Source organism: Paraburkholderia sp. EG286B (assembly GCF_040965655.1).
Classification (GTDB): domain Bacteria; phylum Pseudomonadota; class Gammaproteobacteria; order Burkholderiales; family Burkholderiaceae; genus Paraburkholderia.
Genome location: NZ_JBFRCF010000001.1, coordinates 673,113 through 696,188, shown reverse-complemented (window position 1 = coordinate 696,188; position 23,076 = coordinate 673,113). Strand labels below are relative to the sequence as shown.

Sequence of the window (23,076 nt, the reverse complement as noted above, 5' to 3'; positions counted from 1 at the left end):
GTCAGTAGTTCCAGCGGCCCCGGTCGTGCCATTCGCGTTCACGCCACTGCCGCTCGCGCCATTCATGCTCGCGACGTTCGTGCTCGCGCCATTCGTGTTCCCGCCAACGCCGCGCGCGCCAGTCGTCGCCTCGCCAGTCGGTCTGGACGGGAACCGGCGCATAGGCCGCGCCTGGCACGCCGACGCCCACAGCCACATCCACGTGGGCCAATGCAGCGGTCGAAGCCGCCAACGCCGTTGCGCCCAGGACCAGGCCGAGAATCGTCCTCTTCATATCGCCACTCCTTCGCACGCTGCGTGCGTTCTTGATGAGCACGGCTCCGAGTCTAGGCGCCGTCCCCTGACACAGGTGCAACGGTGCTGCGAGATCGGTAACAACGAGTTAAGCGCTTGCCGCATTGCTGCTGTGCAAAGCAGATTGCTCAGTACAACGATGAATTGCGCGTGATGCAGCATGCTGGATGGACTCCGACCCCGGGCGTGAGGTGACGCGGGCGTTTGCCGTTGGCGGAATCCGGGTACACTCGAAGGCGAACCGCGGTGCGGGTTCTGCCTGTGTCGCGCCCGTTCTCCAGCCAGCTTTTTGTGCCCGATGCCAAAACGAATCTTGCTAGTCGACGACAACCGCGACGTCGCAGATGCGCTCGCGGCGCTCGTCGAGTTCGAAGGTCATCAAGCCCGATGCGCCGCCGATGGACAAGAGGCCCTGCTCGTCGCCGGGTCGTTCTTTCCCGAGCTTGCCCTCGTGGACTGGAAGCTTCCCGACATGAGCGGCGGCGACCTGGTGAGCCAGCTTCGGCTCAACCCCGCGCTGTCGCATACCCGGTACGTTCTGCTATCGGGACACGCCGACCCGGATATCGCGGCCAGGGCGGCAGCGGCCGGTTTCGACAAATGTCTGACGAAACCGGTGCGGCTCGAAGACCTGCTGGCCTGCCTGTGACACCGGTCTGACCGGCTGCCGCTTCGGCGCCGGTCGCCCTTTGTGGCAGTCTTGACGGGTCCCGCCCGGAGCCGGAACAATAATTGCGCGCACCGTCTCGCTCGTGCGCAGCCTCGAATCTCCACGTGCATCGCAGTTCCGATCTCCAGCAGCGTCTCCTGGGAGCCGAGTCGCGTCATGAACAAGGAAGTTCCACCGCCGATCGAGCGCCCCTCGACCCGCTGGCCGGGTGAAATGGCGGAGCGCATCGCCGCATTCGACTGGAGCAACACGGCGCTCGGCCCGCGCGAAACGTGGTCGGCGAGCCTCGTCGCCGCGATCAACATGCTGCTCGCCTCGCCATCTCCGCTCGTCATGCTTTGGGGCCGCGAAGGCACGATGGTCTACAACGACGCCTACGCGGTTTTCGCGGGCGGCCGGCATCCATTCCTGCTGGGCAAACCGGTCGAAACCGGCTGGCCGGAGGTGGCGGCGTTCAACCGCAATGTCGTCGATACGTGTCTCGCGGGCGGAACGCTGGCCTTCCAGGACAAGCAGCTCGTGCTGTATCGCGAGGGGCACCCCGAAGACGTCTGGATGGATCTGAGCTACAGCCCGGTTTTTGAAGACGACGAGCGGCCGGCGGGCGTCATCGCCATCGTGTTCGAAACGACCGCGAAGATCCTGGCGGAAAGGCAGCGCAAGGTGGCCGAAGACGCGCTGCTGCAACTGACCCAGACACTGGAGCAGCGCGTCGCCGAGGAAGTGGGGGCGCGCGTGGCGATGGAGGAGCGGCTGCGTCAGGCGCAAAAGCTGGAGGCGATCGGCAGTCTTACGGGCGGCGTCGCGCACGACTTCAACAACGTCCTGCAGGTCATCTCCGCCAACCTGCAGCTCATCGAGCTTTCGACGCGCGGGAACGCCGCACTCGAGCGGCGCGTCGCTGCGGTCAGCAACGCGGTGTCGCGCGGCGCGAAACTCGCCGCGCAACTGCTGGCCTTTGCACGTAGACAACCGCTCGCGCCGGCCGTCCTGAATCCCTTCCGGCTGGTCGAAGGCATCGCCGAGATGCTGCACCGTACGTTGCCGGAGACGATCGAACTCGCCATCGTGCCGGCGCAGGAAAGCTGGAATATCTGCGCCGACCGAAGCCAGCTGGAAAGCGCGCTGTTGAATCTGGTCATCAACTCGCGCGACGCGATCGACGGACCCGGACGCATCTGCGTTTGTCTCGCGAACATCGATGCGGGCAACGACGAACTGGCGCTTCGCGATGGCGTCCCAGCGGGCGAATATGTGCGCCTGCAAGTCTCGGACTCGGGCAGCGGCATGCCCGACCACGTGAAAGCGCGTGTGTTCGAGCCGTTCTTCACCACGAAGGCCGAGGGGCAGGGAACGGGGCTGGGTTTGAGCATGGTGCACGGGTTCGTGGCGCAGAGTTCGGGCCACGTTTTCATTGAAAGCGCGGAAGGCCAGGGCACGACCGTCAACCTCTATTTCCCGCGCAGCCTGGAAGCGGAATACGACGCTTACAAACCGACCGTTGCGAGACAGGAGCGGGGCGGCCAGACCATTCTCGTCGTCGAAGACGATGCCGACGTTCGCATTGCCGCGATCGAGATGCTGGCCCAGCTCGGCTACAAGGTGCTCTCCGCACAAGATGGCGAAAGCGCGCTCAAGTTGATCCAGAGCGGCCAGCGCTTCGACCTGCTGTTCACGGATGTCGTGACGCCGGGCACGGTGCGAAGCAGCGAACTGGCTCGTATTGCGAGCGGGCCGCCGTATTACGCCGAGGTCCTGTTTGCCTCCGGCTATACGCGCGACGTCATTTTCCACGACGGCAAGCTCGACGAAGGTGTCGCGCTGATTAGCAAACCTTATCGATACGACGAGCTTGCCGTTGCGGTGCGCAATGCGCTGAACAAGACCGACTGACGCAAGGTCAGCGCTTCAGCCCGATCTGCGCGCGTCCGAGCGGCGTCAGGTCTTCCACCGTTGCACGCCCGACGAAATCGACTTCGAAATGATCCGTCGGGAAGTCCGGCGGACTCTTGCCTTCGAGGAAGCTCGGTAGCTGCCGCGCGAGATACGCGTCGTTCTTGGCGCAGGACGGCGCCGAAGCGATGTACATCACGTTGCTGTAGCCCTTGCCGCGATGCGCATCCTCCACGGCATGAATCACGTCGCTATGCCAGAAGACGGTGTCGCCCGGCTGCATCAGGGGAATCGACGAAAGCGCGTGGAAAAGCGGCGCGTGATATTCCGGCTTGATCGAAAGCGCCCGGCCCGGCATCGCGCCGCACAGGTCGTCGTCGGCAATGTCGTCCTGCAGCGCGCGCAGCAGGATGTAGACCATCGCGTTCGCAATGGGCACGAGCTGCAGCGTGCCGTCGCCGGGGCCTTGCTGCGTGAGCGCCGTCCAACCCTGAAACGTGCGGAACATCGAGCAGACAGCCGGTGACGGAATCTCTTCGACGGCGGTGCGCCACGCCGCATCGAACGCGTCATAGTCGCGCCAGTTTCCCGAGAACACGTGACGGTAGACCTTGCGGAAGTTCGCTTCGATCCAGCGCTCGACCGATCCGCCGTCGCAGTGCGCGGAAAGCCCCAGCGATTCGGAGCCGGGCGGCCGGCGGCGCAGCCGGTCTGCATAAACCGGCACGTGATCCGGGTCGAAATGCACGCGGCCTTCGCTCTCGGTGCGCCACAGCCGGTTCAGGAACACGCGCGCCTCGGTGAGTTCCGGCGACTGGCGCGCCAGCACTTGCGGCTTCGACCAGTAGACGCCGTAGATCTGCGGCCTGCTCGAGGCCAGCTGGCCGAAGTATTTGTCTTCGGCGCGATGCAGCAGCTTGCGGTCGAGATCGTTGCGCTCGACGTAGTCGGCAATCTCGTTGTCCCACAGCTCCACGAGCGAGCGGTCGAATACCTTGCGGATGACGCACGCGCCACGCGCCTTTACGCGCGCGATCTGCTCCGCGCTCACCCGGTTGCCGACGATGTCCGCGAAGGCGATTTCGGGGATGACCGGCTCACCCCGGTCGCGAAGCCGGGCAATGCGATGCGCTTCTTCGTGCATGGCCGATTCGACCTCGGCGAACACGGCCTGGTAGTTGGGCAGTTCTTCCCGCAGTTCCTGCTTGGCCTTGCGGATAGCCGCGGGCAGGTCGTCGATATGCAAAGCCATGTCCTTGTCTCCACCCTGGTGAGTTCGAATGATGGGAGCGTACGCCGGCGCAGTCCTGGCCGGTGATACTATCGAGTCAATCTTTTTGTAGTTTCGGCCATGAAAGCAGTGTACGAGCACGTCGACTTCGGCAGCAGATGTTCGGTGCGGGTTTACCACCGGCGCTTGCCGCGCATTCCGTTCGAGTGGCATCACCACCCGGAATACGAACTCACGCTGACGATGAACAGCCAGGGCAAGCGCTATATCGGCGATTCGGTCACCGCTTATGGCGCCGACGATCTCGTCCTGGTCCCGCCGGACATGCCGCACACCTGGTCGTCCAATCGCTCGATCGACCCGGCGGACTCTCAGGTTGCCATCGTCATCTGGTTCGAAGGCCGCTGGGTGCAGCGCCTCGCCGATGTTTGCCCGGAATACGCGAACCTGCGCAACCTGCTGCGTCGCGCGGCCTGCGGACTGGTCTTCGAGGAAGGCGCCGGCGCGCAGATGCGCGGCTATCTGGACCGTCTTTTGTCGGCGGACCCGCGTGGGCGTCTGGCTGCCGTGCTGGAGATCCTCGTCTGGCTGACCGACTTTCCTGCCACCCAGCTGGCGACGCCCAGCGCGTTCGAAGGCCGCGTTGGCGCGTCGTCGGGCTACGAACCCGAGCAGCTGAACCGGGTGCTTGCGCTGATCGAAACGCAGTTCTCGCAACCCTTGCGCCTTTCGACGCTCGCCAAAGCCGCAGGTCTGTCCGAACGCACACTGACGCGGCATTTCGTGCAGCACACGGGCGAAAGCGTGGGGCAGTACCTCGCACGGGTGCGAATCGGCCATGCCTGCCGGCTGTTGACCGACACGCAGATGCCCATCTCGGTGGTCGCCACCCGCTCGGGGTTCCCCAACGCCGCGAATTTCAACCGGCAGTTCAAGGCCACGAAAGCGTTGACGCCCGTGGCCTACCGGCAGCAATTCAAGGGCGCAGAGCATGACGAGGATCACGCTGCGCCGTCCCTGACCGAGCGCTCGCCTTCTCTCGAGCCTGCCCGGCGGACCGCGGGCGGCAAGCCCCGCGTGCGCCGGGCCTGAGGTCCCGGATGCGCGGTTGATACGTCGCAAGTGGACCCAGGCGAACCGTAAGCCGGTCGCAATGACTCGCTATGCCGGCTCGCGTCAGCGATTTCCCTGGAGTGCTGTTATTAGCGTCTGGAATGTGGTGATATAACGAAAAATCGCACGGTCGGACAGAAAATTCACGCTCGATAAGCAATGCCCAAACAAAGGAGACAGTCCATGAGGATGTTGCGCTCGTTGCTGGTTGGTGCGGTGGTATCGTCGGCGTTGTCAGGAGGGGCCGCGCAGGCGCAGACGGTCAAGATTGCCTTCATCGATCCGCTGTCCGGCCTGATGGCGTCACTCGGAACGAATCAGCTGCACAGCTGGCAATACACGGCCGAATACGCCAACGAGCACAACTGGGCAAACGGCACGAAGTTCGAGGTGGTCGGATTCGATAACAAGCTGTCGCCGCAGGAAAGCCTGACCCTGCTGAACCAGGCCGCCGACCAGGGCATCCGCTATATCGTGCAGGGCAACGGCTCGTCGGTCGGCCTCGCGCTGGAGGATGCGGTCGCCAAGTACAACTCGCGCAATCCGGGCAAGGAAATCGTCTACCTGAACTACGCCGCGGTGGACCCGGCCATGACCAACGCGCGGTGCGACTACTGGCACTTCCGCTTCGACGCCAACGCCGACATGAAGATGGATGCGCTCACCACGTTCCTCGCGCGCGACAAGGACATCAAGAAGGTCTATCTCATCGATCAGGACTACTCGTTTGGCCACGACGTCTCGCGCGTGGCGCGCGAGGACCTGAAGAGCAAGCGCCCGGATATCGTGATCGTCGGCGACGATTTTCATCCGCTCGCGCGCGTGAAGGACTTCTCGCCTTACGCCACCAAGATCAAGGCGTCCGGCGCCGACACGGTGATCACGGGCAACTGGGGCAGCGACCTCGCATTGCTCGTGAAGGCGAGCAAGGACGCCGGTGTGACGGCCAACTTCTATACCTATTACGCGGGCACGACCGGCGTGCCGACGGCCATGGGCGCGTCCGGCGCCGACCATGTGAAGTACGTGGGCGTGTTCGGCCCGAACACGGCGAACAACCCGCCGGTGGTGGGGCAGATCATCGAGGGCTACAAGAAGAAGTACAACGACGACTACTACCTGGCGACGGCCTATGCCGCCATCGAAATGCTGAGCAAGGCGATAAGCGCGACGAAGTCGAGCGATCCCGTCAAGGTGGCCAAGGCCATGGAGGGCATGACGGTCGACGGCATGAACGGTCCGGTCGCGATGCGCGCTGCCGATCACCAGGCGCAGCAGTCGCTCGTGATCGCGACATGGACCAAGACGGACGGCAAAACGGTAAAGTACGACCAGGAGAACACCGGCTATGGCTGGCGCACCGACGTCCAGCTCGGGCCGACCGCGGCAACGCAGCCGACCACTTGCCAGATGAAGCGCCCGGGCTGAACGTGCTCTCGCTACGACACTTCACAAGGATCATCGGGCAGTGGAATTCCTGACCATCTCTCTGTTGAACGGCATCGGCTACGGGCTGCTGCTGTTCATGCTTTCCTCGGGCCTCACCTTGATCTTCAGCATGATGGGCGTGCTCAACTTCGCGCACGCCAGCTTTTACATGCTCGGGGCCTACTTTGCCTACACCATAGCGAGCAAGATCGGTTTCTGGCCGGCGCTCGTGGCGGCGCCGGTGCTCGTGGCGTGTGTCGGCGCGCTCGTCGAGCGTTTCGGCTTGCGTACCGTGCACAAGTTCGGGCACGTGGCGGAATTGCTGTTCACCTTCGGCCTGTCGTATCTGATCGTGGAGGGCGTCAAGCTGGTCTGGGGACTGGCCGCGGTGCCGTACGCCATTCCGCCTGAACTAAACGGGGCGCTGTTCAAGGTGTACACGTCGGAGTTTCCGAAGTATCGCGCCTTCATGATGCTGATTTCGATTGCCATGCTCGCGGCGCTGTATCTGGTGCTGACGCGCACGCGCATCGGCCTCGTCATTCAGGCGTCGCTCACGCATCCGGAAATGGTCGAGGCGCTCGGGCACAACGTGCAGCGCGTGTTCATGCTGGTGTTCGGCGGCGGCGCCGCGCTGGCGGGCCTCGCGGGTGTGATTGGCGGCAATGCGTTCGTCACCTCGCCCTCGATGGCCGAGTCGGTCGGCACCATCGTGTTCGTGATCGCCGTGGTGGGCGGCATGGGCTCGCTGCCGGGCGCGTTCATCGCCTCGCTGCTGATCGGCATCATGCAGACCTTCGCCGTCACGATCGATGCCTCGCTTTCCGATCTGTTTTCACTTGTCGGCATGAGGGTCACGGACAGCACGACGCTCTCGTCGCTGTTGCGCATGCCGGTCTCGCAGGTCGCGCCGATTCTGCCTTATCTGCTCATGGTGCTCATGATGATCCTGCGACCGCGCGGGTTGCTCGGCAAGCGGGAGGGCTGACCGATGAAACCGCTCATTCAGGCCAGCGCCGGTTCGGCCATGCAACGCCACGGATGGCGGCAGTCCGCGCATTCGCTGCGCTGGATCATCTGGGGCGCTACGGTGCTCATCATGCTCGTGCTGCCGCTCGTGTTTTCCAGCGGCTTCGCGATCGCGCTGCTTTCGCAGATGGGCATCATGATCATCTTCGCGCTCTCGTACAACATGCTGCTCGGGCAGACCGGCATGCTCTCGTTCGGGCACGCGGTGTACTCCGGGCTCGGCGCATTCGTGGCGGCGCATGTGCTCAACCAGATCGGCGCGAACCATTTCCCGTTGCCCGTTTCGCTGCTGCCGCTGGTCGGCGGGCTCGGGGGCATGCTGTTCGGCGTGCTGTTCGGCTACGTGACCACGCGCAAGTCGGGCACCACCTTTGCGATGATCACGCTCGGCATCGGCGAAATGGTGGCGGCGAGTTCGCTGATGTTTCCCGGCTTTTTCGGCGGCGAGGGCGGGGTGCCGACCAATCGCACGGTTGGCCATGCGGTGCTCGGCATCACCTACGGACCGGCGATTCAGGTGTACTACCTGATCGCGGTATGGTGCCTCGTGTCGATGATCGCCATGTACGCATGGACGCAGACACCGCTCGGCCGCATCGCCAATGCCGTGCGCGACAATCCCGAGCGTGCGGAATTCGTCGGGTACAACACGCAGCGCGTGCGCTTTTTCGTGATGGTCCTCTCGGCGTTCTTCGCCGGCATAGCGGGCGGCCTCTCCGTGATCGACTTCGAGATCGTGACGGCGGAGAATGTCGGCGCCGCACAGTCGGGCGGCGTGCTGCTCGCGACGTTCATCGGCGGCGGGGCGTTCTTCTTCGGGCCGATCATCGGTTCGATCCTGTTCGTGCTGTTCGCGGTCGCGTTGTCCAATCTCACGCCGGCATGGTTGCTGTACCTCGGCCTCTTCTTCGTGCTGGTGGTGATGTACGTGCCGGGCGGCGTGTCGAGCCTGCTGATGAAGCAGGTGCCTCTGATTGCGGCGCGCAAGCTGCACCGCATGCTGCCTTCCTATGCGGCGGCGCTGGGCGCCGGGCTGATCTTGCTGGCTGCGCTCGTGCTGACGGTCGAACTCGTCTACAAGGTGCAGATCGATAGCGACAACGGCACGGCTATGGCGTTCTTCGGCCTGCACTTCGATGCCGCGTCGTGGAAGCCGTGGGCCGTCGCGGCGGTGCTGTGGGCGCTGGGCGCGCAGGCGGGACGCCTCGCGGCCGCGCGGGTGCGCGACGCGTGGGATGGCGTGCAACGGGAAATCGCAGGGAGCGACGTATGACGGCCGCACTGGAGTTGCGTGACGTGCGCAAGAATTTCGGGCGCACCGAGATCATTCGCGGTGTCGACCTCGATATCGCGAAGGGCGAACGTCATGCGCTGATCGGTCCCAACGGCGCGGGCAAGTCGACCACGTTCAACCTGATTTCGGGGCGCATGGCGCCGAGTTCCGGCACGGTCAAACTCAACGGCGTTGAGATCGGCGGGCTGCCGCCGTACAAGATCAACCGCATGGGGCTCTCGCGCAGCTTTCAGGTGACGAACATTTTTCATCGCCTTTCGGTGTTCGAGAATTTGCGCTGCTCCGTGTTGTGGTCGCTCGGCTACCGGTATTCGTTCTGGCATCGTCTCGAGCAATTGCGCGACGCGCGCGAACGCGCCGAAGCAGTGCTCGAGCTGATCGGCCTGCAGGGCCGCCACGACACCCTTGCGGGGCTGCTGACTTACGCCGAGCAGCGCGCGCTCGAAATCGGCATCACGATTGCGGGCGGCGCCGAGGTGATCCTGCTCGACGAGCCTACGGCGGGCATGAGCCGCTCGGAGTCGGATCACGCGGTGGAACTGATTCGCCGGGTCACCGTCGGCAAGACGCTGGTGATGGTCGAGCACGACATGAGCGTCGTGTTTGGCCTCGCCGACCGCATCTCGGTGCTCGTGTACGGCGAGGTGATCGCCACGGACACGCCGCAAGCCATCCGTAACAACCGCCGCGTGAAGGAAGCCTATCTGGGCACCACGCTGGACGAACCCGCAGGTACACATTGATGGCGACCGCGAATTCCATGCTCCAGGTGCGCGACCTGCATGCGTACTACGGCAAGAGCCATATCCTGCACGGCGTCGAGATGCAGGTGGGCGAGGGGGAGATCGTCGCCCTGCTCGGACGCAACGGCGTGGGCCGCTCGACGCTGGCCAAAGCCATCATGGGGCTCGTGCGGTGCGAGGGGCAGATTCTGCTGCGCGGCGAGGAAGTGCGCGGGCTGCGCACCTTCGAGGTCGCGCACCGGGGCATCGGCTACGTGCCGGAGAATCGCGACATCTTCCCGACGCTCACCGTGCGGCAGAACCTGATGCTCGGCGAAAAGCGCAACCGCTCGCGCCAGAAGCCGCGCTGGCAGTTCGACGACATGTACCGGATGTTCCCGCGCCTGAAAGAGCGTGAGGACACGCCCGCGGGCCTGCTGTCCGGCGGCGAGCAGCAGATGCTGACGCTGTGCCGCACGCTCATGGGCGACCCCGACCTCATCATCATCGACGAGCCGACCGAAGGGCTCGCGCCGCTCGTCGTCGCGCAGGTGGGCGAGTATCTGAAGACGCTGAAGGCGCGCGGTATTTCGGTGCTGCTCGTCGAGCAGAAGCAGGCCATCGCGCTCGATATCTCGCAGCGCGTGTACGTCATGGGGCACGGGCAGATCGTGTTCGAGGGGACGCCGCAGCAGTTGAAGGCCGATGCGCGCGTCCGCCAGGAATGGCTGGAGGTGTAGGACTTCGTTCGTTCGCCCTGCCGAAGCAATGCCGCTTAGCGTGCTGGCAAGTTACCCGGTGAGTAGTTGGGCTGCTGCCCGTTAGCCCCAAAAAGTTCTTCGGGTTGGCCGTTCATCCGCTGCCGTATGTTGTCGTTGACGACCATGCCTGCCGGGAAGGCCCGCGCGCCCACGCCCGCGGCCAGCCAGACAGCGTCCGCCACCCATTCGCGATGCCGCGGCCCCAGGGGATTGGACTGGACCGCAACGGGCGGATGAAGGGCGAACTTCAATCCGACATCCGTGTGCTGCAATCTGTCCACGATCCAGACCAGCGGGCCGTCGGAGAGGCCGTGATCGGTATAGCCGCCGCCGACATCGCAATGACCGCCTGGAAAGAGCGCTTGCGTCACGTTCGGGTTGGGATTCCACAGCGTCGGTTCGAACGGCCTGCGTTGCTCGTCGAGCGAGACGGCGTGCACGCCGAGGCCAATGGCCGGGTTGAGCGTCAGATCGCAGAACCGGAACAGATCGATGGCGGAACCCTCATAGTAGATGGGAATGCCGAGCGAACCGACCGTGTCCCAAACTGCCACTGCGGTGACTTTTGCGTTCACAAACGAGTTGGCGTCCAAAGGCTTCGCTTTGGAGAAGGCGCGATGGATCGTCAAGAACTCCATCACGCCGTCTGCGATCTTCTGGAACGTCGTTTCGTGGCCGTGTCTCCATCGATACCAGGCCGCCACCGCGGTGTCGTAACGATTCTGATCGTCGATCGCGGCGAGCTCTGGCCGAAGCAGGCCCTGTCCCGCAATCAGTCCGGCAAGGGCTCGTGCGGTGTACGCGCCGCGGCTGAAACCGACGATCACGATGCTGTCGCCCGGCTCGAAGTTGCGCGAAATATACGTATAGCCACGCGCGATGCGGGCGACGACGCCGACGCCAAACGCGCCGCCGGCGACTTTGTCGAGCAGTTGCCCGGAATTCCCGACCCCGTGAATGTACTTCGCGATCTGTACGGGTTTGCCGTTGGCGTCGCCAAGCGCCTTTTCCATCTCGACGCCGCCCCAGTCGGTGCCTTCGGGCAGCATGTTTCCGTCGAGCCACGCGAAAAGCTTGCATACGTTGGTCAGTCCCGGCTGACACCCGGCCGCGGCGTCAGGCGCGACGCCATCGCCTTTTCCTGCCGGATCTTCGGGGCCGTTCCACGTGCCGTCTGCGCAAAAGACTATCGTTTTGGACATCGCTGGCTCCTCACACACGCAATCCAGTCGCTATCTACGCAACATTTGTTCGCTATCCTGAGTATCGTCTTGATGCGCCAACCCAGCCGATGCGGTGTCGCGTGCGCTGCGCGTGCCAAACATCAGATCTACAAATATAGCTTCTGTGTTCCGGATTGCGAGGTCGGGAGTGTGCGATTGCGTACGTATGACAGGGGGCAGTAGTGCTGAAGTGAGCCGCAGGGGCCCCGGCGGGTCAACTGAACTGCTCTGAAGTGGCTTTCGCGTGGGGGAAGCAAGCTTTCGCGCTTGGGGGGAGAATGCATGTCGACGCGCGCTCGGAGACGTGCGAAAGGCGGGGGCGCGGTTTTGGCCGCGAGCTTCGAGAGGCTGAGCAGGATGCCTGGTCGAAGTAACTCGTCGGAAACGAATGTAGAAGACGTTAACAGATGTTCTGAACTGACCGACAGGTTCCGAACGTCAGGACCTCGCTATCATGCAAAACGAATCGGAAGATGTTGTCGCTCGTCGCGCCTTCATGAAGAAGGCCGTTGCGCTGGTCGGCGCAACATCCGCATTGGTCGCGCAAAGCGAGGCCGCAAGTGCCCAAGGCGCCAATGCGCCGACCGCCGGGGGCCGGCAAGGGACGGGGACGGTTTATACCGGCGATGTGATCCAGGGAAAGAAAGTCATCAGCGCGCTCGACGTCGGCGACCTCGAGCGCGGCAAGACACACAAGTTCTACTTTCAGGGCGTGCAAATGCCGACGGGTCAGGACTGGTATGTGTCGGTTATCGTTGTCCACGGTGCGAGGCCGGGCAAGCGCGTCGCGCTGATCAGCGGGGTGCATGGCGACGAAATGAGCCCCGTGCATACCATCCACGGCGTGATAAGCCAGCTCGATCCCGCGCAGATGTCAGGCACCGTGCTGGCAGTTCTCGACGTATCGCGCCCCGCGCTCGAAGCCATGGAGCGCAGATGGCCCAATTCCGCACTTGGTATCGGCCTCATCGACATCAACCGCGAATGGCCGGGCAACGAGAATGGCGCCAGCGCGCCGAGCCGGCATGCGGGACTGCTGTTCAACCGGCTGTTGAGGCCGAACACCGACTACGCACTCGATTTTCATACGGGCACGACCGGCATGGACGTGACGTCCTTCATTCTCGCCAGAATGGAATTGCCGGAGGCGCGAGCCATGGCGGAGCTTTTTCCGATCAAGCAGATCTTCGACAACCCCGCCTATCCCACGCTGCTTGCCAATGCATTCATCAATGTGGGGATTCCCGCAATCACGCCCGAGATCGGATCTGCGCGCGCTTTCGATTTCGACATGATTCCGTCGTTCGTCGAGGGCACGATGAACGTGCTTAAGCGCTACAACGTCGTATCGGGTCCGATGGGGCGCACTGGGCGAGACGTCGGGACCATCGTTGGCAACAGCGGCCACACAGTCATGTCGACGCACGGTGGATTCGTCGAACTGCTGGTCAAGGTGAATGACAAGGTCAAGGCGGGCCAGAAAGTGGCAATCCAGCGCAATACCTTTGGCGAATTGGTCGCGGAGTATACGACCGAAGTCGCGGGCGAGGTGACGGCACGACGAAGCGACGCCACGGCAGAGCCCAGAATTCCTCTCTTGATGGTTCTTTATCAGAGCGCGGCAAAGGAGAATCCGGAGGACTTTTCCGAATGAATCGGGTCGGGCAGGGCTGCACGGGTTTGCCGCCCTTGTTTCAGATGATATGGCCACGCTGCAGCTTGCGTTTCCGGAGAAAGAAAAACTCAAGTTGTTTCGCCAGCTCCGCTGCGAGCCCCCCACATCAAACAATCCCCGTCGAATAGTACACAGCGATCACGAAGAAGACGGCCAACGTCTTGATCACCGTCACCGCAAAGATGTCCCGATACGACTCGCGGTGCGTGAGCCCCGTGACCGCGAGCAGCGTAATGACTGCGCCGTTGTGCGGCAGCGTGTCCATGCCGCCGCTGGCCATGGCCACCACGCGGTGCAGCACTTCCATCGGAATATGCGCCGCCTGCGCGCTCTTGATGAACAGATCCGACATGGCCGCGAGCGCGATGCTCATGCCGCCCGAGGCCGACCCCGTGATACCCGCGAGCGCACTCACCGACACGGCGGCGTTCACGAGCGGATTCGGAATGCTCTTGAGTGCATCGCTCACGACGATGAACCCGGGCAGCGCCGCAATCACCCCGCCGAAGCCGTATTCCGAGGCGGTATTCATCGAGGCCAGCAGCGCCCCGGCCACGGCCGCCTTCGTGCCGTTCGCGAAGCGGTCTTTCACGCGGCCGAACGCCGTGACGATCACGAGCACGATGCCCGCGAGCAGCGCGCCCTGAACCGCCCAGATCGCCACGACCTGCTTGACGGTGGCCGTGACCGGCGTATGAATGCCGGGCAGCACTTCGGGCGGCACGGTCACGGTGTCGCCGTACCAGACGGGAATCCAGTGCGTGAGCAGGAAGTTCGCCACGCCCACGAGCACGAGCGGCGCGACGGCGAGCAGCGGGTTGGGCAGGTGTTCGGTCTTCACGTGTTCCGGCTCGTTCACGAGCGAGGTGCCGTAGCCTTCGCCTTTCGACATCGCGCCGCGGCGGCGCCATTCGAGGTACGAGAGGCCCACCACGATGATGAAAAGCGATCCGATCACGCCAAGCGCAGGCGCGGCCCACGCGGTGGTCTTGAAGAAGGTGGTGGGAATGATGTTCTGGATCTGCGGCGTGCCGGGCAGCGAATCCATCGTGAACGAAAAGGCTCCGAGTGCGATGGCGCCCGGCATGAGGCGCTTCGGAATATCGCTCTGGCGATAGAGCTCGGCTGCGAACGGGTAGACGGCGAACACCACCACGAAGAGCGACACGCCGCCGTAAGTGAGCAGCGCGCACACGGCGACGATCACGGCGTTGGCGCGCGAGCGGCCGATATAGCGGATGGCGGCGTGCACGATCGCCTCGGAAAATCCCGATAGTTCGATCACCTTGCCAAATACCGCGCCGAGCAGGAACACGGGAAAGTAGAGCTTCACGAAGCCCACCATCTTTTCCATGAAGATGCCCGAAAAGACGGGCGCGACGGCGGCGGGTTCGGTGAGGAGGACCGCGGCGAGCGCGGCGATGGGCGCGAAGAGAATCACGCTGTAGCCGCGGTACGCGGCAAGCATGAGGAACGCGAGGGCGGCGAGAACGATAACAAACGACATGGAGTCTCCTGCGGATCGATCGTGGTGCGCGATTCAGCTTGTTGCCTGGGCGAGGGCTTTAGCTGCGTCTCTTCATGCGGCGAGGCGGTGGTGCGTCGCAGCGATTGTAACGAAAGGATTTATCTCGTTATTGCGAGCGTGGCCGCGCGGTCCTATCGTTGCGCAGAAGAGCGAGCCGGAGTGAGGCGGTGAGGTGACAGTCGATGAGTGCGAACGGTAAGGGCGGCCCAGGTGCGTGGCGCGCGCGGGCGGCGCGGCTTGCAACGGCGCTTGTTTGCGCGGGCGTTTTCGCGGGCATTTGGGCGGGCGCGGCGCTCGCGCAAGCGCAGGCCGGCGCCTCCGCGCCCGCCTCAAAGGCAGAGAACGCACCGGACACCCAGCGCAAGAACTGGTACAACGACCCGTTCGTCGCGCTGTCGAGCGCAATCAGCGCCTGCCCGCAGCCGCTCGGCCCGCGCATGACGAAAGCCGAAGCCGACGACGACGCCCACTATCGCGTGGAGCGCGGCACGACCTGCTGGCTCGCGCACAAATGCTCGAAGCCGAACTCGTATCTTTACGATGCGGACATTGCAGCGGCGATTCGCCAGCAACTGCAAGGCGATGCCCTGTTTGTGGGCACGAGCATCTGGATCACGGTGCAGCGCCGTTTCGTTTACGCGGAAGGCTGCGTGGGTCCGGGCTTCGACAGCGCAGCGCTCGAGCGCAGGCTCGCCGCGATTCCCGACGTCGAGCAGGTCTTCGTACGCGTGAGTTCGGACCCACGCGGCGCGCTGCCGTACAAGACGCTTTCGACGGCGCCCTGAGCGCGCACAGCTGGCGCTCGCGGCGATGCATCGCACATGGCTCGCGGCATGGCACAATCGCAACGTCGAAAAACTAGAAGCCCGTTGGGGTGCTCCAAATGACTCGTCCTGGTTCGTCGTTGTTCCGTTTGCGCAGATTGCCGTTCGCGGCGTGCGCGTTGTCCTTGATCGCGGGGCTGTCTGCATGCAGCAGCGGGCCGCCGCTGTTCCTGTCGGACGGCCGACCGACGATCCAGGTGCAATGCCCGGCCTCGGGCGATCGCGATTCCTGCGCGCAGCAGGCGCGTGCCCGTTGCGCCGGCGCAGGCTACGACACCGTCGCGACCTCGACCGACAACGGCAACTACACCCTCGTATTCGCCTGCCGCAAGGCCCAATAAGCCTGTCGCACGCCGCTCAGCCTTCGGCGGCGGCGCCCGTGCCGCGCGCCGGCAGATTCAGCAACAGGCGCAGCAGGTCGGGCTGGCGGCGCGTCGCCGTCTTCTGAAAGATCGATTGCAATTGTTTGCGCACGGTGTCGTGCTGCACGCCGACGTGCGCGGCGATTTCCTTTTGCGTGAGACCTTCCGCGAGCAGCAGCGCAATACGGCATTCGGCCGGCGAGAGATCGAAGGCCGTGGCGAGCACGCGCTCGTCGACCAGCGGCGCGGAGCGGGGGTGGTAGAAGGTCAGCGCCGCGAAGGCGCGCAATTCCGGGGCCGAGACGTCGTCGGCCGTCACCACGTTATAGAACGCGTAGAGCACCTCCTGCTGGCTCGCCGAGGCCTGTGCGCGGCCCCGCCCGCTATGGGTCTGGCCGTGCGGGTCCGTTGCGGCCGCAGCGTCAGGCGCATCCGGCGCGAGCGTGCCGTCGGCGGCGCCGACGATACGCAACGCGCGAAAGCGCGCCGCCGCCGCGCGCGCGCCGCTCATGCGGTTACGCAGGCGCGCCTCGCTCACGGCGATGTCCTCGAGCAGGCGCGCGTGATGGGGCGCCGCGAGCGTGATGCGCCGGCCGCGCACCCGCACGAGCGAGGTCGCCTTCAGGAGCCGCTGTGCGGCCTCGTTGCTATGGAGCACCTCGCCCAGCGCGCTCACGAGCATCGCTGGCGGACGTGAGCGGTTTGCAAGCGTGTCGGCGTTCAAGGCAAAGCGGCGTAGATACAGGCGCACCGCGCGCACGAGGTGCGGCGTGAGCCGCTCGAGCAGTGCGCGATGCTCGCCCGGGAGCGGCCCGGCCTCGGCGTCCACGCGGCACGCGAGCATGACGGCGAGCCCGTTCTGTTCGACCAGCTTGCACAGCGCCGCGCAGCGATGGCCTTCTTCGAGCGGACAGAGTTCGAACCCGGCTGCGCAGTCGCCGTCCGCGCAGTCGAATTCGATGCCGCAATGCAGCCACTTGCCCGGCGGGTAGGCGCGCAGCCATGCCAGGCGCGCATCGTCGCGGTACAGCGGCCGGATGCGTTCCAGCGGTTCCGCGCCGGCGAGTGCGAAACCGTCGCTCCAGGAAAACAGATCGCGCTGCCGGTCAAAGGCATACAGATGAATCGACGCCACTCCAGTCGCCTCGCGCAATTGCGCGCAAAAATCCTTCCAGGCGCAAGGATTATCGAGCGTGTCGTAAATAAGGTGCAGCAGGCGATCGTATTGTGATTCGTTTGTTCTCACGCCATTCTCGTTGTTCGTATTGTGAAAGGCAGATGGCAGTAAAAATGCGCTCCGCATAGCGTTCCACAATTGAGGAATATACAGATGCAATAGCCCCCGTTAATCTGCCTTCCGATATGGATGCGGATACAACCGTGAGCGTGGAGGAGCGGCCTTTGGAATTCCGTGCGGTATCCAACGGATAGCCGGGCGCGCTGGCCTTATTCTGGTCTGACAGTACGAACAAAAGCCGTCAATCCGCTGCGGCGTGCATTTAGCACGGTCAGCCGGCGCGATTACCAAACTGACCGATTATCCGCAGCGTGCGGAAAAGCGGCGATGCGACGAAAGTGAGTGCGTGCTATTTGTGCGCGCTCGATAAAATTTGTCATTACCGGGGGCAGCGATGAATCATCACCAACTCGAAAAGGACATTGAGCATCTCGAACATATCATCGGGCGGCTCTCGGGGCGCGACCGTATTCCGCTCTCTTATTGGCGCGGCCGGCTCGAGTCGGTTTCCAGCGAGAACCTCGTGCCTTCGCAGGTGCAGCGCGTGAAACGGCTCAACGAAGCGCTGCGCGCGCTCGAAAGCCGTCTGTCGCACGAATCGCTGCGGCAACGCGAACGGTAACGCCAACGTTTGCGGCAGCGTTGTAAAAAAGCGCGCCTGCATCGTCGCACGGCCTCCAAACCGGTCACAATGGCACTCTCTTGACCGAACTGGAGATGCGTTTTCATGCCGAGCTACAAGCAACTGACCGCCCAGCTGGAGAAGCTTCACAAGGAAGTGGCTGCGGCGCGTGAAAAGGAAATTGACCAGGCGATCGCCGAGATCAAGGAAAAAATCGCGGAGTACGACATCACCGCGGAAGAACTGGGCTTCACGAGCCGACGTGCAGGCCCCGCGCGCAAGAAGGCGCTGCCGGCCCGCTACATGAACCCGAAAACCGGCGAGACCTGGAGCGGCCGTGGCCGGGCGCCGGGCTGGCTGGCGGGCAAGAACCGCGAACGCTTCCTCATCAAGGAATAACGGGCCAACTCTCGCCAGGCCGTTGCACCAGGGGTGCGCAGCACCCGATGTGACGGCCGCGGCGCTTCAAGCCTCCCGAAAAAGCTCACCTCCCGCCCCGCGCGGCGCGCAGCGGCACGCCGCAACGTGCGGGACCACGACGTTCACGCAGCGGGTGGACGTCTGAGGCGAAAGGAAATCCTCGCGAAAATGAGGGGCGACTTGCGAGTGCGGCGGGTGCACGAAGGTGTCGACGGTGTACTCGCATCGAGGTCCTGTAAAAGCTCACCTTTGCCGAAGCGGTGCCGATCCGCACGCCTAACCCGTTCGAACCCCATCAAACCTTTAGTCGGCGGGGCGAATGCCGTGTATCATTCGGTCCCGGCGCCTTTTCGCTTTTTTGCGCGGGCATCCGCGGGACATTCCCGATCGCTCGTGCTATTTGCCATGCGTCGCGGTCCGCGCACTGCCGCCGCACGCGCCGTAAGCGTTGCCTGAAAACGCGCCCGCAAGCGCCGCCGCGCTCGCCGCAACCCCCGCCGCGCCGCCGGTTGCCCGAATTCATCCGTGATACCCGCCAGATCCATGTCAGTAGCCGAACTCAGACGCCGCCGCACGTTCGCGGTCATTTCTCACCCGGACGCGGGCAAGACCACGCTCACCGAAAAACTGCTGCTGTTTTCGGGTGCGATCCAGATCGCCGGTACCGTGAAGGGCAAGAAGAGCGGCCGCTTCGCGACCTCCGACTGGATGGAGATCGAAAAGCAGCGCGGCATTTCGGTCGCCAGCTCGGTCATGCAGTTCGAGTACGGCGACGCCGTCATCAACCTGCTCGACACACCGGGCCACGAGGACTTCTCGGAAGACACCTACCGCGTGCTCACGGCCGTCGATGCGGCCGTGATGGTGATCGACGGCGCGAACGGCGTGGAAGCGCAAACGCTCAAGCTGCTCGAAGTCTGCCGCAGCCGCAAGACGCCCATTCTCACGTTCATCAACAAGCTCGACCGCGAAGTGCGCGAGCCGCTCGACCTGCTCGACGAAATCGAGCAGCACCTGGGCGTGGCAGCCGTGCCGTTTACCTGGCCCATCGGCATGGGCAAGGAGTTCCAGGGCGTGTACGACATTCAGCGCGACCAGGTGCGCGTGTTCCGCGCGGGCCAGGAGTCGCTGGGCGGCGCGGTGGAAACGCTGCAGAACCTCAGCGAAGCCGATGGCGAAGCGCGCTTCGGCTATCACTGGAAGCGCACCAAGGAAGAAGTCGAGCTGATCACGGGCGCGACGCCCACCTTCGATCGCGACGCCTTCCTCGCGGGCGAGCAGTCGCCGGTGCTGTTCGGCTCGGCGATCAACAACTTCGGCGTGAAGGAAATTCTCGACGCGCTGGTCGATCTCGCGCCGCCGCCGTCGCCGCGGATGGCCGTGCAGCGTCCGGTCTCGCCGGAAGAAACGAAATTCACGGGCGTCGTGTTCAAGGTGCAGGCCAACATGGACCTCGCGCACCGTGACCGCGTGGCGTTCATCCGCGTGTGCTCGGGCCATTTCGAGCGCGGCATGCAACTGAAGGTCACGCGCAACAACAAGACCTTCCGCGCGAACAACGTGGTGAGCTTCCTCTCGCAGCGCCGTGAGACCGTGGCCGAGGCGTACCCTGGCGACATCATCGGTATTCCTAACCACGGCACGCTGAGCCTCGGCGACACGCTCACTGAAGGCGAAGACCTGCAATTCACGGGTCTGCCGTTCTTTGCGCCGGAAATCTTCCAGACCATCGAAGTGGTCGATCCGATGCGCGCGAAGCAACTGGGCGAAGCGCTCAAGCAGCTCGGCGAAGAGGGCGCGATCCAGGTGTTCCGCCCGATCCACGGCGGCGCGACGATTCTGGGCGCGGTCGGCCAGCTGCAGTTCGAAGTGGTGTCGCACCGCCTCGCGGCCGAGTACAAGGTTGCCGTGCGCCTGATGCCCGCGCGCTATCGCCTCTCGCGCTGGGTGACCTGCGACGATCCCACCGAGCTGCGCCGCTTCACCGATTCGTACGAGGCCCGCATGGCCTACGACGCGTCGAACGCGCCGACCTATCTCGCCTCGCACGTCTCCGAAATCGAGGTCGCGCAAAAGGCCTGGCCGAAGATCGTGTTCAACGAGCTGCGCGAGCATTCGGGCGCGCCGTTCCGCAAGTCGATGTAACACGCGCGGCGCGCTCGCGCCGCGTTCACAAACCAGCGAACTTCCCTCTCGTGCATCGTGGTGTCACACGCCCAGGGCGGCGTGCGACGCCATACCGCCGCATTTGCGCTCATACGCGGCGGGCGAAAATCGCGCAGCGCCTGCGCGCTTGCCCTATCCTCTTCTCGTAACGGTAAAAGACGACAAACCGGCGTTCGCCTGGATGGCCAGCGCCTGTCCGACCGACGAGGAGTGCCTGTGACCGTACGCAATCTCGATGCAGTGTTCCAGCCGAAATCCGTGGCCGTGATCGGCGCTTCGCAGCGTCCCGGCAGCATCGGCAGCATGGTGTGGCGGCGGCTGGTCGATGGCGGCTTCACGAGCCCGCTGTGGGCCGTCAATCCGCGCCATGCGGGCGACTTCGAAGCCTTCGACGGGCGACCCGTGCTCGCCGACGCAGGCGACCTGCCCGAGGCGCCCGGCGTCGCCATCATCTGCACGCGGCCCGCCACGTGGCCCGCGCTCGTGCATCGCCTGGGCGGCATGGGCACGCGCGCGGCGATCATCGTCGGCGAGGTGAGCGACGAAGCCGATCAGGCCGACCTGCGCCACGCGCTGGCGGCGGCGCGCCCGCATCTGCTGCGCATCGTCGGCCCCGGCAGTCTCGGCGCGCTCACGCCCGCGCTCAACGCGCAGCTGGGCGCGGCGGCGTCGATTGCGCGCAAGGGCGGCGTGGCCTGGGTGTCGCAGTCCAACGCGCTCACCAACGCGGTGCTGCGCTGGGCCGCGCCGCGCGGCCTGGGCTTCTCGCACGTGATCGCGCTCGGCGACGAGGCCGACGTCGACGTGGGCGACGTGCTCGACTATCTCGCGAGCGACCCGAGCACGCGCGCGATCCTGCTCGAAGTGGACACGATCCGCGCGGCGCGCAAGTTCATGTCGGCGGCGCGCGCGGCGGCGCGCAACAAGCCCGTGCTCGCGCTGCGCAGCGGCCGCGACGACAAGGGCGATGCGCTCTACACGGCGGCCTTCCGGCGCGCGGGCCTCGTGCGTGTCGACACGCTCGACGACCTGCTCGACGAAATCGAAACGCTCGGCGTGGGCCGCGTGGCTGCGAGCGACACGGCCACGCTCATCACGAGCGACCGCGGCGTGGCCACGCTTGCGCGCGACGCCTTCATGAAAGCCGGCGACACGCTCGCCCGCTGGAACGACGAAGCGCTCGCGGCCGTCCAGGCCGCGCTGCCGCACGCGCAAGCCGGCAATCCGCTCGTGCTCGGCGACACCGCGAAGCCCGAGCACTTCGGCCTCGCGCTGCAAACGCTCGCTCCGCACCGCTCGAGCGGCACGGCGTTCGTCGTGCACGCGCCCACCCACAGCGCGCCGGTCGACGCGGTGGCGCGCACCCTCATCGAGCAACAGCGTTTCGCGTATCGCGGCATGCTCGCGTGTTTCTTCGGCGGCGTGGACGAAACCACGCGCGACGAACTGCACGCGCACGGCATTCCGGTGCACACCACGCCGCGGCGCCTGGCGCGTGCGTTTGCGCGTCTCGTCGATTACCGGCTGGGCCGCGAGCTCTTGATGCAGACGCCCGAGACGATGCCCGCCCAGGGGCCCGCCGCGATCGAGGCCGCGCAGGGCGAAGCGCGCGCGGCGCTGGCGGCCGGACGCACGGAACTGAAAGGGGAGGAGGCGGGCCGATTGCTGGCCTTGTTCGGACTCGCCACGCAGGCGCAGGACGAACCGGGCGTGAAGCCGGTGGTGGACGTGTCGGTCGAGTTTCGCGACGACGACAACTTCGGCCCGGTGTTCCGTTTCGCCGCGCCGTCGCCGGACGACTTTTCGCCGCCGCTGCGCGTGTACAGCCTGCCGCCGCTGAACCCCGTGCTCTCGCGCGACATCGTCGCGCACTCGCCCTACGCACGCTACACGGCGCCCGAGCCGACGCTGGCCGCGCTCACCGAGCTATCGCAGCTCGTGTGCGAGGTGCGGGAAATCGTCGGCATGCGTCTGACGCTGCGTGTGCTGCCCGAGGCGGTCGTGGTCGTTGCGCCCAGCCTGCAGATCGCGGAAAAGCGCAGCCGCTTCGCGATCATGCCGTATCCGCGGCGGCTGGAAGAAACCATCGACTGGCACGGCGAGCGCCTCACGATCAGGCCGATCCGTCCCGAAGACGAGGACATGCACCGCACGTTCGTCGAGTCGATGACGCCCGACGACTTGCGCCTGCGCTTTTTCTCGGCGGTGCGCAGCTTCGATCACACGCAGCTCGCGCGCATGACACAGATCGATTACGACCGCGAGATGGCACTCATCGCGGTCGTGCATGGCGAGGACGGCCAGCCGCGCACGCTGGGTGTGGTGCGCGCCGTGGCCGACCCGGACAACGAGACCGCCGAGTTCGCGGTCGCGATTCTGTCGAATCTCAAGCGCGGCGGCCTTGGCCGCTTGCTGATGTCGCGCATCATCGAGTACGTGCGCTCGCGCGGCACGCACTGGCTGCTCGGCGAGGCGCTGCGCGAGAACGCGCCGATGATCGGCCTCGCGCGCGCCTGCGGCTTCACCGTCACGCCCACGGAAGACCCGGGCGTGGTCGGTTTTCGCATGCCGCTCGACTGAGCGG

The 23,076-nt window shown here is 64.8% G+C and carries 20 protein-coding genes; 15 read left to right on the top strand and 5 right to left on the bottom strand.

The features are described 5' to 3' along the window. Position 1: 1 nt before the first annotated feature. On the bottom strand, positions 2–274 hold the full coding sequence (locus AB4Y42_RS03210; RefSeq protein WP_368693368.1) for a hypothetical protein: 273 nt from the start codon (positions 272–274) through the stop codon (positions 2–4). A gap of 333 nt (positions 275–607) precedes the next feature. Between AB4Y42_RS03210 and AB4Y42_RS03205 the strand changes: the two genes are divergently transcribed. Together AB4Y42_RS03205 and AB4Y42_RS03200 are read left to right on the top strand one after the other, a co-directional pair. Then, positions 608–943, top strand: coding sequence for a response regulator (locus tag AB4Y42_RS03205; RefSeq protein WP_368693367.1), 336 nt, complete (start codon positions 608–610; stop codon positions 941–943). A 177-nt stretch (positions 944–1,120) separates the two neighbouring features. Further along, a complete protein-coding gene (locus AB4Y42_RS03200) occupies positions 1,121–2,857 on the top strand; it encodes an ATP-binding protein (protein ID WP_368689223.1) in 1,737 nt (578 codons plus the stop codon). Positions 2,858–2,864: 7 nt separating this feature from the next. Here AB4Y42_RS03200 and AB4Y42_RS03195 read toward each other — a convergent pair whose 3' ends face one another. Next, positions 2,865–4,109 carry a DUF1479 domain-containing protein gene (locus AB4Y42_RS03195; protein ID WP_368693366.1) on the bottom strand — a complete coding sequence of 415 codons (1,245 nt, stop codon included), beginning with the start codon at positions 4,107–4,109 and terminating at the stop codon, positions 2,865–2,867. Between the two features lie 99 nt (positions 4,110–4,208). Between AB4Y42_RS03195 and AB4Y42_RS03190 the strand changes: the two genes are divergently transcribed. The 6 genes from AB4Y42_RS03190 to AB4Y42_RS03165 all read left to right on the top strand — a co-directional run bounded on the left by AB4Y42_RS03190 (position 4,209) and on the right by AB4Y42_RS03165 (position 10,414). Continuing rightward, positions 4,209–5,180, top strand: coding sequence for a helix-turn-helix domain-containing protein (locus AB4Y42_RS03190; protein ID WP_368693365.1), 972 nt, complete (start codon positions 4,209–4,211; stop codon positions 5,178–5,180). Between the two features lie 204 nt (positions 5,181–5,384). After that, a complete protein-coding gene (locus AB4Y42_RS03185; RefSeq protein ID WP_368693364.1) occupies positions 5,385–6,629 on the top strand; it encodes a branched-chain amino acid ABC transporter substrate-binding protein in 1,245 nt (414 codons plus the stop codon). Positions 6,630–6,669: 40 nt separating this feature from the next. Then, positions 6,670–7,617 (top strand): branched-chain amino acid ABC transporter permease, encoded by a 948-nt coding sequence (locus AB4Y42_RS03180; RefSeq protein ID WP_368693363.1) that lies wholly within the window; start codon positions 6,670–6,672, stop codon positions 7,615–7,617. A gap of 39 nt (positions 7,618–7,656) precedes the next feature. Then, on the top strand, positions 7,657–8,931 hold the full coding sequence (locus AB4Y42_RS03175; protein WP_368693406.1) for a branched-chain amino acid ABC transporter permease: 1,275 nt from the start codon (positions 7,657–7,659) through the stop codon (positions 8,929–8,931). Then, positions 8,928–9,695: an ABC transporter ATP-binding protein gene (locus tag AB4Y42_RS03170; protein ID WP_368693362.1), complete on the top strand. Its 768-nt coding sequence runs from the start codon at positions 8,928–8,930 to the stop codon at positions 9,693–9,695. Before AB4Y42_RS03175 ends, AB4Y42_RS03170 begins: the two co-directional genes overlap by 4 nt. Further along, on the top strand, positions 9,695–10,414 hold the full coding sequence (locus AB4Y42_RS03165) for an ABC transporter ATP-binding protein (protein WP_368693361.1): 720 nt from the start codon (positions 9,695–9,697) through the stop codon (positions 10,412–10,414). Before AB4Y42_RS03170 ends, AB4Y42_RS03165 begins: the two co-directional genes overlap by 1 nt. Before the next feature lie 35 nt (positions 10,415–10,449). On the opposite strand, the gene AB4Y42_RS03160 is transcribed toward AB4Y42_RS03165, so the two are convergent. Further along, positions 10,450–11,637, bottom strand: a complete 1,188-nt coding sequence (locus tag AB4Y42_RS03160; RefSeq protein ID WP_368693360.1) for a DUF2235 domain-containing protein — start codon at positions 11,635–11,637, stop codon at positions 10,450–10,452. 475 nt (positions 11,638–12,112) lie between these two features. Between AB4Y42_RS03160 and AB4Y42_RS03155 the strand changes: the two genes are divergently transcribed. Continuing rightward, on the top strand, positions 12,113–13,312 hold the full coding sequence (locus AB4Y42_RS03155; RefSeq protein ID WP_368693359.1) for a succinylglutamate desuccinylase/aspartoacylase family protein: 1,200 nt from the start codon (positions 12,113–12,115) through the stop codon (positions 13,310–13,312). A gap of 127 nt (positions 13,313–13,439) precedes the next feature. Here AB4Y42_RS03155 and AB4Y42_RS03150 read toward each other — a convergent pair whose 3' ends face one another. After that, entirely contained in the window at positions 13,440–14,840 is a 1,401-nt protein-coding gene (locus tag AB4Y42_RS03150; RefSeq protein WP_342918484.1) for a GntP family permease, read from the bottom strand. A gap of 203 nt (positions 14,841–15,043) precedes the next feature. Between AB4Y42_RS03150 and AB4Y42_RS03145 the strand changes: the two genes are divergently transcribed. Next, positions 15,044–15,646, top strand: coding sequence for a BON domain-containing protein (locus AB4Y42_RS03145; protein ID WP_368693358.1), 603 nt, complete (start codon positions 15,044–15,046; stop codon positions 15,644–15,646). A gap of 158 nt (positions 15,647–15,804) precedes the next feature. Then, positions 15,805–16,026 carry a hypothetical protein gene (locus tag AB4Y42_RS03140; protein WP_342918486.1) on the top strand — a complete coding sequence of 74 codons (222 nt, stop codon included), beginning with the start codon at positions 15,805–15,807 and terminating at the stop codon, positions 16,024–16,026. 16 nt (positions 16,027–16,042) lie between these two features. Here AB4Y42_RS03140 and AB4Y42_RS03135 read toward each other — a convergent pair whose 3' ends face one another. Beyond that, positions 16,043–17,293: a helix-turn-helix transcriptional regulator gene (locus AB4Y42_RS03135; RefSeq protein ID WP_368693357.1), complete on the bottom strand. Its 1,251-nt coding sequence runs from the start codon at positions 17,291–17,293 to the stop codon at positions 16,043–16,045. A 385-nt stretch (positions 17,294–17,678) separates the two neighbouring features. On the opposite strand from AB4Y42_RS03135, the gene AB4Y42_RS03130 reads away from it, so the two are divergent. The 4 genes from AB4Y42_RS03130 to AB4Y42_RS03115 all read left to right on the top strand — a co-directional run bounded on the left by AB4Y42_RS03130 (position 17,679) and on the right by AB4Y42_RS03115 (position 23,072). Next, positions 17,679–17,906, top strand: coding sequence for a hypothetical protein (locus AB4Y42_RS03130; RefSeq protein ID WP_254319783.1), 228 nt, complete (start codon positions 17,679–17,681; stop codon positions 17,904–17,906). 105 nt (positions 17,907–18,011) lie between these two features. Beyond that, positions 18,012–18,305, top strand: a complete 294-nt coding sequence (locus AB4Y42_RS03125; RefSeq protein ID WP_069261447.1) for an H-NS family nucleoid-associated regulatory protein — start codon at positions 18,012–18,014, stop codon at positions 18,303–18,305. Positions 18,306–18,869: 564 nt separating this feature from the next. Beyond that, the gene (locus AB4Y42_RS03120) at positions 18,870–20,471 is read left to right on the top strand and encodes a peptide chain release factor 3 (protein WP_368693356.1); all 1,602 of its coding nucleotides are present in this window, start codon (positions 18,870–18,872) and stop codon (positions 20,469–20,471) included. Between the two features lie 237 nt (positions 20,472–20,708). After that, entirely contained in the window at positions 20,709–23,072 is a 2,364-nt protein-coding gene (locus AB4Y42_RS03115; protein WP_368693355.1) for a GNAT family N-acetyltransferase, read from the top strand. Positions 23,073–23,076: the final 4 nt, after the last annotated feature.